Source organism: Micromonospora sp. Llam0 (genome assembly GCF_003751085.1).
GTDB lineage: Bacteria > Actinomycetota > Actinomycetes > Mycobacteriales > Micromonosporaceae > Micromonospora_E.
Window position 1 is genome coordinate 2,330,686 of the sequence record NZ_RJJY01000002.1, and the last position, 16,179, is coordinate 2,346,864.

The 16,179-nt window shown below is 70.1% G+C and carries 8 protein-coding genes, 2 pseudogenes and 1 CRISPR repeat array (1 of these 11 only partly in view); of the genes and pseudogenes, 3 read left to right on the plus strand and 7 right to left on the minus strand.

From position 1 onward, the window contains the following. Nucleotides 1–6,126: a CRISPR direct-repeat array (repeat unit 29 nt; unit sequence CTGCTCCCCGCGCACGCGGGGGTGATCCC) (it extends 922 nt beyond the left edge of the window). A gap of 18 nt (nt 6,127–6,144) precedes the next feature. Further along, a pseudogene (locus EDC02_RS37865) lies at nt 6,145–6,930 on the plus strand (IS3 family transposase); the annotation flags it as partial. A 532-nt stretch (nt 6,931–7,462) separates the two neighbouring features. On the opposite strand, the pseudogene EDC02_RS37875 reads toward EDC02_RS37865, so the two are convergent. The 7 genes and pseudogenes from EDC02_RS37875 to EDC02_RS37900 all read right to left on the minus strand — a co-directional run. Further along, nucleotides 7,463–7,675, minus strand: a pseudogene (locus tag EDC02_RS37875) (IS630 family transposase); the annotation flags it as partial. Between the two features lie 74 nt (nt 7,676–7,749). After that, nucleotides 7,750–9,537 (minus strand): group II intron reverse transcriptase/maturase, encoded by a 1,788-nt coding sequence (gene ltrA, locus EDC02_RS37880; RefSeq protein WP_123600919.1) that lies wholly within the window; start codon nt 9,535–9,537, stop codon nt 7,750–7,752. 625 nt (nt 9,538–10,162) lie between these two features. Then, entirely contained in the window at nt 10,163–11,101 is a 939-nt protein-coding gene (locus tag EDC02_RS37885; protein ID WP_233606639.1) for an IS630 family transposase, read from the minus strand. Between the two features lie 203 nt (nt 11,102–11,304). Continuing rightward, nucleotides 11,305–11,745, minus strand: a complete 441-nt coding sequence (locus EDC02_RS37890; protein ID WP_158632453.1) for an Imm1 family immunity protein — start codon at nt 11,743–11,745, stop codon at nt 11,305–11,307. Beyond that, complete coding sequence (locus EDC02_RS40635; RefSeq protein WP_255500684.1) at nt 11,742–11,993, minus strand: DddA-like double-stranded DNA deaminase toxin; 252 nt, start codon at nt 11,991–11,993, stop codon at nt 11,742–11,744. The genes EDC02_RS37890 and EDC02_RS40635 overlap by 4 nt, the downstream gene beginning before the upstream one ends. Nucleotides 11,994–12,003: 10 nt before the next feature. Next, a complete protein-coding gene (locus tag EDC02_RS40640; RefSeq protein WP_158632455.1) occupies nt 12,004–12,537 on the minus strand; it encodes a hypothetical protein in 534 nt (177 codons plus the stop codon). A 195-nt stretch (nt 12,538–12,732) separates the two neighbouring features. Beyond that, entirely contained in the window at nt 12,733–13,287 is a 555-nt protein-coding gene (locus EDC02_RS37900; RefSeq protein WP_123606886.1) for a hypothetical protein, read from the minus strand. 293 nt (nt 13,288–13,580) lie between these two features. Here EDC02_RS37900 and EDC02_RS37905 point away from each other — a divergent pair, with 293 nt between their 5' ends. Together EDC02_RS37905 and EDC02_RS37910 are read left to right on the plus strand one after the other, a co-directional pair. After that, the gene (locus EDC02_RS37905; RefSeq protein WP_123606887.1) at nt 13,581–14,102 is read left to right on the plus strand and encodes an RNA polymerase sigma factor; all 522 of its coding nucleotides are present in this window, start codon (nt 13,581–13,583) and stop codon (nt 14,100–14,102) included. 134 nt (nt 14,103–14,236) lie between these two features. Next, on the plus strand, nt 14,237–15,049 hold the full coding sequence (locus tag EDC02_RS37910; RefSeq protein ID WP_158632456.1) for a hypothetical protein: 813 nt from the start codon (nt 14,237–14,239) through the stop codon (nt 15,047–15,049). Nucleotides 15,050–16,179: the final 1,130 nt, after the last annotated feature.

A 16,179-nucleotide genomic window follows, 5' to 3' on the forward strand; every position in this document is an offset into this window, starting at 1 on the left:
ACGCGGGGGTGATCCCCATGGCGTCCTGGTAGGTGCGCCGGGTGAGTTCTGCTCCCCGCGCACGCGGGGGTGATCCCCAGAACCGGGCGACATCACGACGGACCAGGAACTGCTCCCCGCGCACGCGGGGGTGATCCGCGCGGGACCAGGGCGACGACGGGGACCAGGACCTGCTCCCCGCGCACGCAAGGGTGATCCCCTGGACCCTCGCCCGCAGCCGCCACCACCTCGCTGCTCCCCGCGCACGCGGGGGTGATCCCCGGGCCGGGCAGACGGAAGCCGAAGAATGCCATCTGCTCCCCGCGCACGCGGGGGTGATCCCACCCGGCTACGGCCGATCAGGGCGACCACGATCTGCTCCCCGCGCACGCGGGGGTGATCCGGGGCTGCGGTGGACGCGCTGACCGAGACAACTCTGCTCCCCGCGCACGCGGGGGTGATCCGCAGCTGCAGGAACTCCATGTTGATCAGGGTGGCGCCCTGCTCCCCGCGCACGCGGGGGTGATCCCGTCGCCCACGCCGAGTCGTCTGGCTGATCGGCCTGCTCCCCGCGCACGCGGGGGTGATCCCTCCCCGCCGGTAGTACGGGTCGGGCAGCGGGCCTGCTCCCCGCGCACGCGGGGGTGATCCACGGCTAAGTGCGTGGGGTCACCCGTCTCAACCCTGCTCCCCGCGCACGCGGGGGTGATCCCCTCGCCCGGGATCCGGAGCTGCGGTTCACGCCCTGCTCCCCGCGCACGCGGGGGTGATCCCTGCTACCAGTTCGTCAACGACGCCAGCACCGACTGCTCCCCGCGCACGCGGGGGTGATCCCGACCACGACGTGCGGAACGGCCGCGACGTTGTCTGCTCCCCGCGCACGCGGGGGTGATCCCAGTCTCCTGTTTTTTTAGATGGCCGGTCACCGCTGCTCCCCGCGCACGCGGGGGTGATCCCACCTCAGCCGGCGTCGACGGCTTCGAGCGGTTCTGCTCCCCGCGCACGCGGGGGTGATCCGGTGGTGACCTGTGACGCTCGTTCTCGGCGAACTCTGCTCCCCGCGCACGCGGGGGTGATCCAGGGGGTCCCCTGTTATGAGGGCGAGTTATTAGCTGCTCCCCGCGCACGCGGGGGTGATCCCACGGGCGGAACATCAACAGCACCATCCATGCCCTGCTCCCCGCGCACGCGGGGGTGATCCTGGCTCGTCGGTGGTCGGGTCGCGGCAGATCGCCTGCTCCCCGCGCACGCGGGGGTGATCCCCGTTCCCCTTTTCCCACACCAGATCCTGGCTGCTGCTCCCCGCGCACGCGGGGGTGATCCCGACGGAGACCAGTCGCAGCAGTCCCACTCCCACTGCTCCCCGCGCACGCGGGGGTGATCCCGCGCCACCGGTGACGTTGGCCCAGCTGTCGGTCTGCTCCCCGCGCACGCGGGGGTGATCCCGTCCTGGAAATTAGCGGCGGCGTCCATTTGCACTGCTCCCCGCGCACGCGGGGGTGATCCCACGATGTTGCCGTCTCCGTCAACGGTCAACAACTGCTCCCCGCGCACGCGGGGGTGATCCCTCGGTCTGCTGGACGTCCATGGTCGGCAGCCACTGCTCCCCGCGCACGCGGGGGTGATCCCGTCTCCCATTCCCCGTCCAAGGAGACCCGGAACTGCTCCCCGCGCACGCGGGGGTGATCCCCAGCTGCGTCAGCGCGGCGTCCAAGGCCTTCGCTGCTCCCCGCGCACGCGGGGGTGATCCCGCATAGGCGCTGTGGCCCAGCCCGAGCTCGGTCTGCTCCCCGCGCACGCGGGGGTGATCCCGCGACCGAGGCCAGCCTGCTCGGTGGTGACTGCTGCTCCCCGCGCACGCGGGGGTGATCCCCTGACGCTCCCGCTGTCCGGCGCGGTCAGTCGCTGCTCCCCGCGCACGCGGGGGTGATCCGGGGGATGGATTCAAGCAAGAGCGCGAGAAAGCCTGCTCCCCGCGCACGCGGGGGTGATCCCTCGCCGGCTCGGGCCTCAAGGCCGCGCAGCAGCTGCTCCCCGCGCACGCGGGGGTGATCCCGTCAAGGAGTCCCTGACCTTCCTGGATGCGCTCTGCTCCCCGCGCACGCGGGGGTGATCCCTCCTCGACCGACACCACTTCCACCGACCCGTCCTGCTCCCCGCGCACGCGGGGGTGATCCACGACGAGACCGCCGCCGCACAGCGCCCGGACGGCTGCTCCCCGCGCACGCGGGGGTGATCCCCCCGGTCCCCTCCGACCACTCGGCAACAACGTCTGCTCCCCGCGCACGCGGGGGTGATCCCCGGCACCGGCGGCCGCCGTGGCGTCGACGGGGCTGCTCCCCGCGCACGCGGGGGTGATCCCGTCGACGGCGACGTCAGCGGCCGGGGACACCGCTGCTCCCCGCGCACGCGGGGGTGATCCGCTGCTCGGCACCACGCTGAACTCTCGGCGGGACTGCTCCCCGCGCACGCGGGGGTGATCCCCGCCACCCATCAGCAGGATGCGCATCACGTCGCTGCTCCCCGCGCACGCGGGGGTGATCCCAGGCTGTGCGTGGCCCGCTCACCGCCGGACAGCTGCTCCCCGCGCACGCGGGGGTGATCCCGCCACCGAGTCGGGGGCGGTGATCGTCCAGGCCTGCTCCCCGCGCACGCGGGGGTGATCCCTCGGAGAAGTCCATGAAGTTTTTGCCGTCCCACTGCTCCCCGCGCACGCGGGGGTGATCCCCAAGTCCTCGAACCGCCACCATGACGATTCGGCTGCTCCCCGCGCACGCGGGGGTGATCCCCAGTGGAAGCACCTGCTGTTCATCGACCGCCCCTGCTCCCCGCGCACGCGGGGGTGATCCCCGGTGGCGGCGGCCCTAATTGGAAATCTGGGGCTGCTCCCCGCGCACGCGGGGGTGATCCTGTCCTGCCTGCTCAGGGGCAGCGGTCGGTGATCTGCTCCCCGCGCACGCGGGGGTGATCCCCAGTCCGGCGGACAGTGCGGTCTGCAGACACCCTGCTCCCCGCGCACGCGGGGGTGATCCTCGTCGCCGGCCGCGAGGTAGCCGGCGAGGGTGCTGCTCCCCGCGCACGCGGGGGTGATCCCGCCCTGGTTCTGCGACTGTCCAACCGGGGCTCCTGCTCCCCGCGCACGCGGGGGTGATCCCAGGTCGCGTGGGCTGGGCGGGTCGACCAGGTCCTGCTCCCCGCGCACGCGGGGGTGATCCCGCCAGCTGCCCCGACTCGCGATAGGTGGAGTCCTGCTCCCCGCGCACGCGGGGGTGATCCGGCCGCGATCGCCTTCTCTGCCATGTCGGCCAGGCTGCTCCCCGCGCACGCGGGGTGATCCCCGGTCCCGGGCCTCGTTCAGGATCGGGATACCCTGCTCCCCGCGCACGCGGGGGTGATCCCCGCTGGTCACCGTCCCGCGCCGCCCACCTGTACCTGCTCCCCGCGCACGCGGGGGTGATCCCAACGCCTCATAGCGGGCGAGCCGAGCAGGGACCTGCTCCCCGCGCACGCGGGGGTGATCCCGCACCGCCGTGCACGTGTGGCACGACAAGCGCCTGCTCCCCGCGCACGCGGGGGTGATCCCCGGGCGGCGGTGAGCGTCACGGTGTGGCAGCCCTGCTCCCCGCGCACGCGGGGGTGATCCCACGAGCCAGGGGTACATGCAGGTGACCTCTGACTGCTCCCCGCGCACGCGGGGGTGATCCCGGCGGCAGCTCGCTCAAGGACCAGGTCAGCCGCTGCTCCCCGCGCACGCGGGGGTGATCCCGTGCGGGTAGTGCGGGGACAGCGGCCACAGCGCTGCTCCCCGCGCACGCGGGGGTGATCCCCAGCGCCGCTGCCCGCGTCGAGCAGAGCAAGCCTGCTCCCCGCGCACGCGGGGGTGATCCCGTGCTGCGGCATGTGCTGGACGTGTACCGCTCCTGCTCCCCGCGCACGCGGGGGTGATCCCGCCCGCTTCAGGATCCGATGCACCTGCAAGATCTGCTCCCCGCGCACGCGGGGGTGATCCCAACGCCTCATAGCGGGCGAGCCGAGCAGGGACCTGCTCCCCGCGCACGCGGGGGTGATCCCAAGAAGCACCTCTGCCGGCACGCACGACACGCCTGCTCCCCGCGCACGCGGGGGTGATCCCAGCGGCTACGACCTGCCACCGAACCCGCCCACCTGCTCCCCGCGCACGCGGGGGTGATCCCACCCGGCCGACCTGCCAGCTCTGCTGACATCCCTGCTCCCCGCGCACGCGGGGGTGATCCCCACATCCACATCAGCGGTCACCGCCCCGGTCCCTGCTCCCCGCGCACGCGGGGGTGATCCCCGGTCGACGCGCCCGAACCCGACCCGGAACCCCTGCTCCCCGCGCACGCGGGGGTGATCCCGCGCTGCGGGTGGCGGGGCATCTACTGTCCAGCTGCTCCCCGCGCACGCGGGGGTGATCCGGAGCAGGTCGAGTCGCGGACGTTCATGGTGCCCTGCTCCCCGCGCACGCGGGGGTGATCCCTGGTCCGATTACCCGGACGGCTGCAAACGCGGCTGCTCCCCGCGCACGCGGGGGTGATCCCGTTCTCGTGACCCTGTCCAACACCGGCCACCGCTGCTCCCCGCGCACGCGGGGGTGATCCCCGCCGTTGATGTCGAAGCTGGCGCGAGCCAGCCTGCTCCCCGCGCACGCGGGGGTGATCCCTGATGCCAGAGGAACCCGCTACCCGCCGGCAGCTGCTCCCCGCGCACGCGGGGGTGATCCCGACAGTGGTGTCTGCGCCAGCCGGGCCGCCGCCTGCTCCCCGCGCACGCGGGGGTGATCCCAAGCTTTCCCAGGCAGGGCAGGACGCCGGCTACTGCTCCCCGCGCACGCGGGGGTGATCCCCACTCGACCGGGTGAATCCACACCAGCGCGGCGCTGCTCCCCGCGCACGCGGGGGTGATCCCCACTGCGGCGGCGCGGGCATTGGGCGGCCTGGCTGCTCCCCGCGCACGCGGGGGTGATCCTCGTCATCCCAGCCGGCGCGGTGCGCGAACCACCTGCTCCCCGCGCACGCGGGGGTGATCCCTCCGCAGGCAGCCGCCGCGACGGAAACACGTCCTGCTCCCCGCGCACGCGGGGGTGATCCGGAAGCGGCACAGCCGGCAGCCGACCCGGTCACCTGCTCCCCGCGCACGCGGGGGTGATCCCGCCGTGACCACGGTGGTCGGCATCGGCAGACCCTGCTCCCCGCGCACGCGGGGGTGATCCCGGTGACGGCGATCGTGCGGCCGGAGCCCGTCGCTGCTCCCCGCGCACGCGGGGGTGATCCCATCTTCCAGTTGTTGGCGGTGTACCTCGCCAACTGCTCCCCGCGCACGCGGGGGTGATCCGCGGCTGCGGTGGGGTCGCCGACTGTGGACGTGCTGCTCCCCGCGCACGCGGGGGTGATCCCCGTGTGGAACGTGCCCACCTCAAGATGCCCGGCTGCTCCCCGCGCACGCGGGGGTGATCCCTTTTGGAAGCCGCTTTCGGCCTGGCCGAGGCCCTGCTCCCCGCGCACGCGGGGGTGATCCCATCACCAACGACGAGTGGCGGGGTGTGTCGTCCTGCTCCCCGCGCACGCGGGGGTGATCCCGCCAGCACCGGAACCGCCCCGCGTCGCCGACCCTGCTCCCCGCGCACGCGGGGGTGATCCCCGGATGTGCATCGTCTGCGTCATGCCGTAATTCTGCTCCCCGCGCACGCGGGGGTGATCCGTGCCGCACCAACCTCGCGCACATGGGCTGGCCGCTGCTCCCCGCGCACGCGGGGGTGATCCCGCGCTCACGAACCTACGACCCGCTCACCAGGGCTGCTCCCCGCGCACGCGGGGGTGATCCCATCTAAGCAACGTCATCACCAATTTGACTGACCTGCTCCCCGCGCACGCGGGGGTGATCCCGACGAGCCCGTGGCCCTCATGGAGGACACCAACTGCTCCCCGCGCACGCGGGGGTGATCCCCTCCCTGGGAGTACTGCTGGAGCACGTCGCGGCTGCTCCCCGCGCACGCGGGGGTGATCCCAAGCCGAACCCGTTCTACACCCGGCAAGAGCTCTGCTCCCCGCGCACGCGGGGGTGATCCCCGCGCCCCCGTCCCCTACGTCGGACGCGGCGACTGCTCCCCGCGCACGCGGGGGTGATCCTTTTCCAGCCTCGGCCCGGTCGAGGCGCGACGACGAGCTGACCGCGATGATCGAACAGGTCCACGCGGCCAACTACGGCGTCTACGGGGCCCGCAAGATCTGGCACGAGCTGCACCGCCGAGACGTGCCAGTGGCCCGGTGCACGGTCGAACGGCTGATGCGCGAGTCCGGACTGCGCGGGCTGCTACGCGACAAGTCGCCGCGTACGACCCGGCCCGCTGCCGAGACCAGCAGGCCCGCTGACCTGGTCAACCGCGACTTCACCGCGGTGCGGCCGAACCAGCTGTGGGTAGCCGACCTGACCTACGTGCGCACCGCCGTGGGCTGGGTGTACGCCGCGTTCGTCCTCGACGTGTACTCCCGGATGATCGTCGGCTGGCAGGTCTCCACGTCGCTCTACACGGATCTGGCCCTCGACGCGCTGAAGATGGCGATCTGGCGCCGTACCGCCCAGGACGCTGATCTGGGCGGACTCGTGCACCACTCCGACCGGGGAGTCCAATATCGAGCGATCCGCTACAGCCAGCGGCTCGCCGAGGCCGGCGCGGTTGCCTCGGTCGGTTCCAAGGGCGACTCGTACGACAACGCGATGGCCGAGGCGTTCAACTCCCTGTACAAGGCCGAACTCGTCCGCAACAGGGGTCCGTGGCGCGGCCTCGACGACCTGGAGATGGCCACCGTCGAGTACATCGACTGGTACAACAACCGGAGGTTGCACGGCGAACTCGGACATGTCCCGCCCGCCGAGTACGAAGCGCTACACGCGATGACCCAACCGGTCACCACACCCCTGAAAACCAGATAACCGACTCTCCATCAAACCCGGGGCTTGACAACTGGGTGGAGTGGCTGCACCCCGCGCACGCGGGGGTGATCCCACCCGCGCGGTGGTGCGCATGACGACCGTGCCCTGCTCCCCGCGCACGCGGGGGTGATCCCAGGATGCAGTCGGCCGGGATGGTCGGCTCACCCTGCTCCCCGCGCACGCGGGGGTGATCCCGTGTCGCCCAGCAGGGTGACCTCGTCGTCGGTCTGCTCCCCGCGCACGCGGGGGTGGTCCCTGTCCACCGCGAACCGGCACATCCGCGCTCTCCTGCTCCCCGCGCACGCGGGGGTGATCCCAGCTCGAAAGCTTGCGGGCCCTCGAATCCGATCTGCTCCCCGCGCACGCGGGGGTGATCCCGGATGGGCCTTCCCTCCCGGCGCCGTCCAGTGCTGCTCCCCGCGAACGCGGGGGTGATGTCGGCTGGCCCTGCGGCTGCGGCGGCTGGTTGAGCTGCTCCCCGCGCACGCGGGGGTGATCCCGAACGGCCTAGTGTCCCGTGATCCTGATGTGTTTACTTGGCGTTGTTGTCGACGAGTTGCTTGATGCTGGCCTGTACGAGTTGGACTTTGGCGAGGATCTCGTCGGCGGTGGCGGTCCATTGGAACGGGCGGGGGTTGGCGTTCCAGGTGGTGATGTAGTCGCGGATGGAGCGGATCAGGACCTGGACGGACGAGAAGGTCCCGCGGCGGATGGCCTGTCGGGTGATGATGCCGAACCAGGTCTCGTCGGGTAGCCCCGGCGCATTGCTGCGCCGGGGCCCCCTCAGAACCGGCCGTGCCCGCTTTCCGGGCAACCGGCTCAAGCAAGCCCTGGAGGCTCGCGGGTGGGCGGAAGTGCTGGGCTGCCGTTGCTGGTGGTCCGGCGGTGGCAGTGGGTGTGTATGAGGCGGTTGGCGACGCGTTCGTCCGGTGTTCCCGCTCCCCAGACGGTGACCGCGTGTCTGCGGACCGCTCTGCGGGTGGCGGTGAGCCATTGTTCCCACTCACGTGGGCTTCGCGGCTCGTGGTCGGCGTGCAGCAGCAGGTCTCGGCAGATCGGACACCGGCCGTGCTGGGCTCGCAGGAGCCGTTGCGTGGTGATGTCCACCGGGAGATTGCTGCGGCGACGCCGCCGGGTCCAGTAGTCGGTCAGGGTCGGGTCGTCGGGTGACGCCGTCCCTGCGACCATCCGGTGCCGGACAATCGGAGTCCAGGCGAACTTGCGCAGGTAGTAGCCGGTTTCCCGGCTCCCGAATACCCACCTGTCACGCCGGGACGAGTTGAACTCGCCGAAGTACCGGGCTACCACCCAGCGTCTCGGCTTGTTCGCGTGGGTGAACCTGGCCCACTTGTAGACCAGTTTCCACGCGTGGGCGTCCAGCGCGTTGAACACGCGTTTGGACACCCCGATCCGGTAGTAGGCGCACCATCCGTTGATGATCGGGTTGAGCTTGCCGATCATCGCGTCGGCGTTGGACCCGCGCAGGGCCCGCACCTCCACGGACAGGCGTCTGCGGATCCGTCGCACCGCGTCGTTACTCGGCTTGGTCAGCAGCTTGCCGTTGGGGTAGCGGCGGATGTTGAACCCCAGGAAGTCCACGCCCTCGGTCAGGTGCGTGATCCGGGTCTTGTCCTCGTTGAAGACCAGACCCCTGGGCGCCAGCCATCCGGCCAGTGCCGCCTTGACCTGTTCGGCCTGCTCACGGGAGTGACACAAGGCGATCAGATCGTCGGCGTAGCGGACCACGACCGGGCAACCGTCCATCGTCTTCCCGGCACGGGTGCCGGTGACGTGGTAGCGGACCCCGGCCGCAACCTCCATGCCGTGCAGAGCAACGTTCATGAGCAACGGACTGATCACCCCGCCCTGGGGAGCGCCCTCCCCGGTGGGGGTGAACCGGCCGTCCTCGACCACGCCCGCTTTCAGCCACTGCCGGACCAGTCCCCGTCCGGGGAACCAGCCCAGCGACCGGCAAATGTGGTCGTGGTCGAGCCGGTCGAACGCCGCCGCCAGGTCGGCGTCGAGCACCCACAGCCGTTTGGCGTCGGTGCGGCTCGACGTCGTGTGGATGGCCACGATGGCGTCGTGGCAGCCACGACCCGGTCGGAAGCCGTAGGATTTCGGCTCGAACCGGGCCTCCCATTCGGGCTCCAACGCGTTCACCGTCAGGGCTTGCAGCGCCCGGTCAGCGATCACGGGAATCCCGAGGCCGCGACGGCGGCCGTTGCTCTTGGGCACATACACGCGCTTGACCGGCAGGGGAGTCCACGGCTTGGCGTCGTTCTGGATCCAGTCGGCCAGTTCGGCCTTCTGCTCCCCAGTCACCACGACCTGCCGGTCCACCCCGGCCGTCCTGCGACCAGCATTGCGCTCCGTCACCCGCCGCACCGCCACCACGGCGTTGCTGCGCGAGCGGAGCATCAACTTCTGCAAGTTCCGGACCTTCTTCAGGTCCCCGTCCCGCGACGCCGCGAAGATCCGCTGCCGTAGCCGCCGTACGTTGTCCTCGCAGGTCCGCCAGTCGATGGCGTCCCAGCCAGCAGGATCGTCCTCCGGTCCGTTCACGTCGAGAGCCGCCATCGCCAAAGCGAAGGCATGAGCTGTCATCGTGTCTAACTTGCCCTTCGGTTCCGAAGCTGTGGTCAGCAGTAGCTCCGCAGGCTCACCCGACCCGCGTCAGCGCCCTTTCAGGCCAGGGCACATGCCCTTATCCGGCCGGTTATCCGGCGACCGCTGGCGGAGGAGCCAGCATCACCGCCGCCGGTTTCCCGCTGCCTTTCGGCCACCGGCATTCGCTTCTCGGGTCGTCCTGCGCCCGCTGGGACATCGTCCGCCCTCACAGGCGGCCTACCAGCCGAATCACTGTCCGTCTGGACCCCATCGGGGTTGTCACGTTCCGCATGAGACAGATACGACCGGGTAGGGCGCCCTCTGAACCCCGGGGACGGTGGTGCGCTCCCGCCCGGCTAGATTCCTCCGAGCGGCACCTGCCGCCTTGCAACGGCTGGCCCCTGTCTCCCGCTGGCGCGTCCCATCGAGCGGAAGTGCCTATGACGAGGCGTCATCGAGGGTTCACTTGCGTTCACCCGTCCGGTCTTCCCCAGCCGGTAACCCCTGGATGGAACAGGAGTCCTTGGGCCCTTCCCCGGGCTTCGCACCCCGCGGTTACCCGCGACGCACGCCGAGGCGGGGACGGTCCTTGCGCACGGGACCGGACACTACATCCGCGACGTCACGCCGCACCCCCTTCGATGAGTGTCGCTGTACTCATGCGACTTGCGTGTCGCACGATCTGGTTCATCCAGCTGGAGCCGGTCGGGGTGAAGTGGAAGTGCACGTGCGGGTTCTTGTCCAGCCAGGCCAGCACCTCGGGGGTGGTATGGGTGGACAGGTTGTCCAGCACCACGTGAACCTCCTTGCCGCGGTGCGGGGCCACGGCCTTGCGGAGGAAGGACAGGAACTCCGCCCCGTTGCGGGACGGGCGGCACTCGCCGACGACCTCGCCGGTGGCGACGTTCAGGGCGGCGAACAGGTTCGTGGTCCCGTGCCGGACGTAGTCGTGGGTGCGTTTCTCGGTGGCGTCGAACTCGATCGGCAGCAGCGGCTGCATCCGGTCGAGGGCCTGGATCTGGGTCTTCTCGTCAAGGCTGAGCACGACCGCACCACCGGGCGGGTCCAGATACAGCGCCACGATGTCGGCGACCTTCCCCGCGAACGCCGGATCCCGCGACAGCTTGAATGTGCCGGACCGGTGTGGCTTGAGGCCGTGCTCGCGCCACAGGTTGGCCACCCAGTGATGAGAGACCGGTACGCGCTCGGTGCGCGTGATGTAGGCGGCCATCTCACGGCTGGACCAGTGCGACAGGCCGGTATCAGGAGGTGGACTCATCCGGGTCAACGCCAGGACCCGCGCCCGGATCCGAGCCGGGACCTGCTCCCGAGCCCCGCCGGGCCGCTGGCTGAACAGACCAGCGGCACCGTCGGCGGCGTACCGGCCCAGCCACAGGTCCACCGTCGGACGCGACACCCCAGCCAGCGCCGCGATGTCCTTCTTCAGCCGGCCCTCGGCATGCCACAACACGATCCGCGCCCGCGTCCCGACCGCCGCCGACACTTCAGCACCGTTGATCAGAGCCCGAAGCTCGACCTGCTCGTCCGATGTCAACTCCACCAAGACAGCGAACCACAACAACATCACGTAAAGGCAACAGAATCACGAGACACTAGTAGTGCTTTGTTAGGTCGGTGGATGTCTGTTGTGGGGTGAGGGATTGACGGTTTGGTGGCAGGTGATGCAGGCGCCGGTCCAGGTCGCGAGGAGGTGTTGCAACTCGCTGACGACGACGAGCACCTTCGACGTCAGGGCCTGGTACGTCACTGGCTGCCCGCGGTCCAGTCGAGCGACGGCTGCTGACCGGTGCGGAGGAACTCGCGGGCGGCCTCGCGGGCGCGGTGCGGGCTGATGCGGGTGCGGTCGGGTGGCACCTCGCTCCAGTCTCCGTAGAAGTCGAAGGCGATCGTCTCGGCGGCTGGGTCCAGGTCTGGGTCGATGGCGTAGCGGTTGCCGCTGCCGTGGGGTTGGCCGCGGTCAAGCCAGTCGACAAAGGACCGTTCGTGGTGGCCGATGCCGATCATGATGGCGCCGTGCCGGCCAGGTCGGTGGATCTGGACCGCGTAGGGCAGGTCCTCGGCGGCCGCTTGCGCGTGGACACGGTCGAGGACAAGGTCCAGTTCCTCAACCGTTGACACCGCGACCTCGTTGCCGCGGTGCGGCTCCTCGGCGGAGGGACCGTCCCAGGAGACGGTATAGCTCACGACGCGATGCCCTCCCCTGTGCCGGTGTAGACCTTCAACGGTCTGGTGGTCGCTCCGTCGGACACGTGGACCGCCAGTCGGCTGCCCTCGGGCAACATACCGGGTAGCACCTCGTCGCAGCCGACGTACTCACCTCGGCTGACGCAGGTGGGCTTGTTGACCACCAGGACCGCTTCCTTCGGCGCGCCGGGCTTGCGTAGCAGCGCCGCGGCGTGTGCCTCCACGTGCTCACGGGTGCCCTGCGCCAGTGGATGCCAGTCAGGTCGGAGCCCGTCGCGGGCGCCGGGCGCCCGCGCCGCTACGGAGAAGCCCTCCTGACTGGGTGAGCGGTGTTCCGGTGAGCGAGGTGCCGTCGCCGTCGAAGAGCAGTCCGTGGGTGGGGCCCTTGCCGCCGGGACGGCGCGGCAGCCGGCTTCCGGCGTGGTCGACCCATGGCGAGAGTGGAGGAGACGCCTCGGCTGTGGCTGGTGTCGTGGTTGGTCCACCCGTCGGGCTGATCTCACTGTGCGGCTGGCCGGAGCCGGCGATGGCGATGCCCATCGCGCGGGCGTACCCCCTGGCGGCCTCTCCTGCCTGGGCGGCGAGGTCGTCGGCCTCCCGAACACGGTCGGTCGCCGCAGCGATCGCGTCCAGCGCCCGCATGGTAAGCGGATGGCGACTCTCCCGTACCGTCGCGGCAAGGCGGTCGCGGCTGCTCTGGAGAGCAGCGGCCACCTGTGCGGCGCGCTGGCGTTCACGCTCGATGCCGTCGATGACAGCCCGCAGGGCGGCGCCTACGTCGGCCAGGCTCACCAGAACCCGCCCTTCACCACTGCGGCGGTGAAGTGTATCGATTGGATCTGCGTGTCTGCTGTCCTGGTAGTCCTCCCCACGCACGTGGGGGTGTTCCGTCGATCACCCGGTTCAAGGCGTTGGCCCGCTGGTCCCCTGAACTACCCCCTGCTTTGATGGTGCGTCAGGACGCGGAGAGTCGCCGTAGCGTTGTGATCAGCGGTGGCGGCCAAGTGCGGCGAAGGCAGCTGCCATCAGCAGGTCCTGGCATACCTGGTCGGGGTCCTGCGTGCCGTCGACAGGGACAGCGCCAAGCCGCCGCCAGGTCGCGACGAACGCCTGGTAGCTGGCCATCGCGGTGGCCAGTGAGTCGTTGGCCCGGCAGACGCCGCCGTTCTGTTCGATGGCAGTCAACCGCCTCCGCATCGTGGTCTGGTCGATCTCGAGCAGCAGGCAGGCGTCGAACCGGTCTTTGAGCTCGGGGGCGTTGGTGGCCTGGCCGCACAGCCACAGTGTCTGTACGCCGTCATGGCGGGCGGTGGAGATGATCTCCTCGAGTCGGTACGGGTTCCACGTTCGTCGAAGTGGCGGCGGCGAGGAGCTGTTGTCCTGACGGCCGGGCTGCGTGTCCTGGGGACCGTCGAAGTATGGCCAGGAGCAGGTGCTGTTGTCGTCGTCCAGGCTGATGCTGGTGTGGCCCCAGTCGGACAGCTTGTGCGCGACGGTCGACTTGCCGGCTGCCGGCACGCCGGTCACTAGGAGCACCAACACGGATCCACCTTCGCATGCCCGGTCGACCTGCGATGCACCTCGGCCACCCCGGCGTCGCTGCCGGTAACGCTCCGGACACGAATCGGGCTACTTGTCGTCCTCGCGTGGTGCGTGGCCGCTCTTTCCTGCCGGGGAGTTCAGGGCTGACGGAAGTGGTTTCGAGAAGGAGGAGTGCAGGTGCGCCACATGTTACTGGGGGCGGCAGATCCTGGGTGGACCGCGGTGTCGACGTCGCGCCGCGGTATGCGATCCGGTGCTTCCACAGGTGTTGCTGGTGAGCGGCGGTTCGCCGGATGAGTCTTTCGCGTGAGGTGGATGAGCAGTTCACAGCGTTTTTCCGGCGGTGGCGGGATCCGTTGCGGCGGGCGGTGGTGGCGTGGACGGGGGATCGGTTTCTCGCTGATGACGTGGTGCAGGAGGTCATGTTGGTGGTGCGTCGCTACTGGGGCCGTTACGAACGTCCGGAGGTGCTGATGTACCGGTTGGCACGTCAGCAGCTGACTCGTGAGGGTGCCCGGGTGGAGTCGTTGGAGGCGTGCCGTGGCGAGGTGGAGCGGATCCCGGCGGGCGAGGGCGGTCGTGATCTGGCCGAGCACGTGGATGTGCTGCGGGCGGTGCGGATGTTGCCGCCGCGTCAGCGGGAGGTGATCGTGTTGACGCAGGTGTGTGATCTTGACGTCGGGGCTGTCGCCGAGATCCTCGGTGTCGGTGAGTCGACGGTCAAGACGCACCGGTCGCGGGGTCTGCGCAGGCTGCAGGGGTTGTTGTCGGGACGGCTGACCGTCGTTGACCGGGCGGGAGGTGGGTTGGCGTGAGCATCGGTGATGTGGTGCGGCAGGCGGTGGACGCGGTGGACGCGCGACGGCCGGTCGGTGATGTGGAGGATGAGGCGGCCGCGTTGTTGGACCGGTATCGCCAGCGTGCCGCCGACCCGAGGGGGCGGTTGTTCATGGAGTTGCAGGCGGCGGACGCCGAGTTGGGCGTGGCTGCGTACCTGTTGGGGGTTCATCTGCAGGTTCATGATCATCCGGATGCGTTGCGGTGGTTGCGGTTGGCGGCGGAGCGGGATGTGGCGGACGCTGCGGCACGGCTGGCCTTGTTGTATGAGCTGCGCTCGGTGGTGGAGGCGAACTGTGGCCGCGGCGAGGGCGGGGCGGATCTGGACGCCGCGCGGCGGTGGGCGACGGCGGCCGCGTCGGCGGGGTATCCGGGCCAGGGCGATCGGCTGGATGATCCGGCGGCGCCTGTGTGCTGTGCGTGCGTCGAGTCGGCCGCGGCGGTCCGGGAGGCTGAGCAGGTCCGTGTTGAGGCCTCGCGGGAGCGGGACCGGATGGCGCGTCAGGCGCGGGCGGATGCCCAGTTGGTGGTGGACGTCGCTCGGGCTGAGGTCGGTGAGCTGGCGCGACGGCACGCCGAGCTTGAGGTGCGGTTGTTACAGCTGAGGAGGGTGGTCTACGACCTGGCGGCGATCACGCCGGCGCGGCCGCGTGGTCTCGCGTGGAGCCGTCGGCATCGGGCGGCGCGGCGGGTGGCCGCTGCACGTTCGAGTGATGATTTTTGGGAGTCGCTGCTGGATGAGGTCCGGGAGCGCGCCGTGACGGCGGGCTGTGAGCACCTGCTGCGTCCGTTGGTGGCTCGGATCATGATGATGGTCGACGAACCGTCGGCACCGGCGGGGTCGCGCTCCGGTCTGGACCGGCAAGGAGTGTCGGCGAGGGGCAACCGGAGGAAGCGGGTGGTGTTGCGTCCGCGGACAGGTTGAGGATCTCCCGCGTCGATGCTCATTCGTGAATGATGATCACATCTGAATCGTCAACCAAAGCGTGCCAGACTCATCGGCGTGTCTCGATCAAATATGTTGCTATGCGAATGTTTCTCGCCTTGCCTAATGCAATTTGCAGCCAGCAAGGAAAGCCCCAGGTCAGCGACGACCAGTGCCGACCTGGCCCGGATGTGGCGTGTTACTCCATAGCGAGGCGGGGTCAGGGTGGCCCGAAATGGCCTCGGAAATCACAGAAGGCGATGGTCCTTCGTGGTTTGATCCTGGCGGCCGAACATGTGGCCGTGTAGTGCGGGACGGCATCCGTTGCAGCGGATGCCGTCCCTGTGCCTTCCCCCGGTTGTGTAGAGAGGAAAGGGAACCGTGAAGTTAGCAAGTAGGTGGCCAAGATCCAAGGCGCGTGGCAGGGTGCGCCGTGGGCGGGGTGTCAACTTGGGTGACGTGGCTGCGGTCCTTGGCGGCGTGGCAGCGGTGATCAGCGCGGTCGCCACAGCCCTGGCCGTGTTCCGCCAGTAATCCAGTGGAGCGAACGGGTGTGGAGCCGGTCCTCGGCCGGCTCCACACTCGGACACCGAGGTCGCCCACGTACGGTTTGATCACGCGGTGGCCGAGGCACGCCGCCTCGGTAATGGCTGAGCTGAACCCGCGACGAAAGAGGTCGATGGCTCCTGGCGGGGCTGCCCACGGGTGGCTGAACTCGGTCGAGGGTGTCGCTCGCCGTCGTCGGTTGTGTTTGGTGCCCTCATGGTGCCGGCAAAGGTCGTCCGCCTCCCGGACGCGGTCGATCCCTTCGGCGGCTGCGACCGGCGTTCGCACAGCAAGCGGATGGCAACTCGCCCGCAGCGTCGCGGGACGGCGGTCTGGCTGTGGTGACGGCCAGGGCGACGGTGTGGGTGTAGCGAGCAGGTAGTGCCCTACCGCCCCGAGGAGTACGGCGGGCAGCTGGCGGCGCCGAGCAGGGCGGCGAGGGGACGTCTCCCATTCCCGTGGTGCCTGCGGCGACGGCGAGGATGAGGGTCCGAGGCCGAGCCCACCACCGGCGGTGAGCGCGGTGATCAAGCAGCTCGGGTCGGCGGACGATCGCGACACGTGCTGGTTTCTGGGGACTGGTC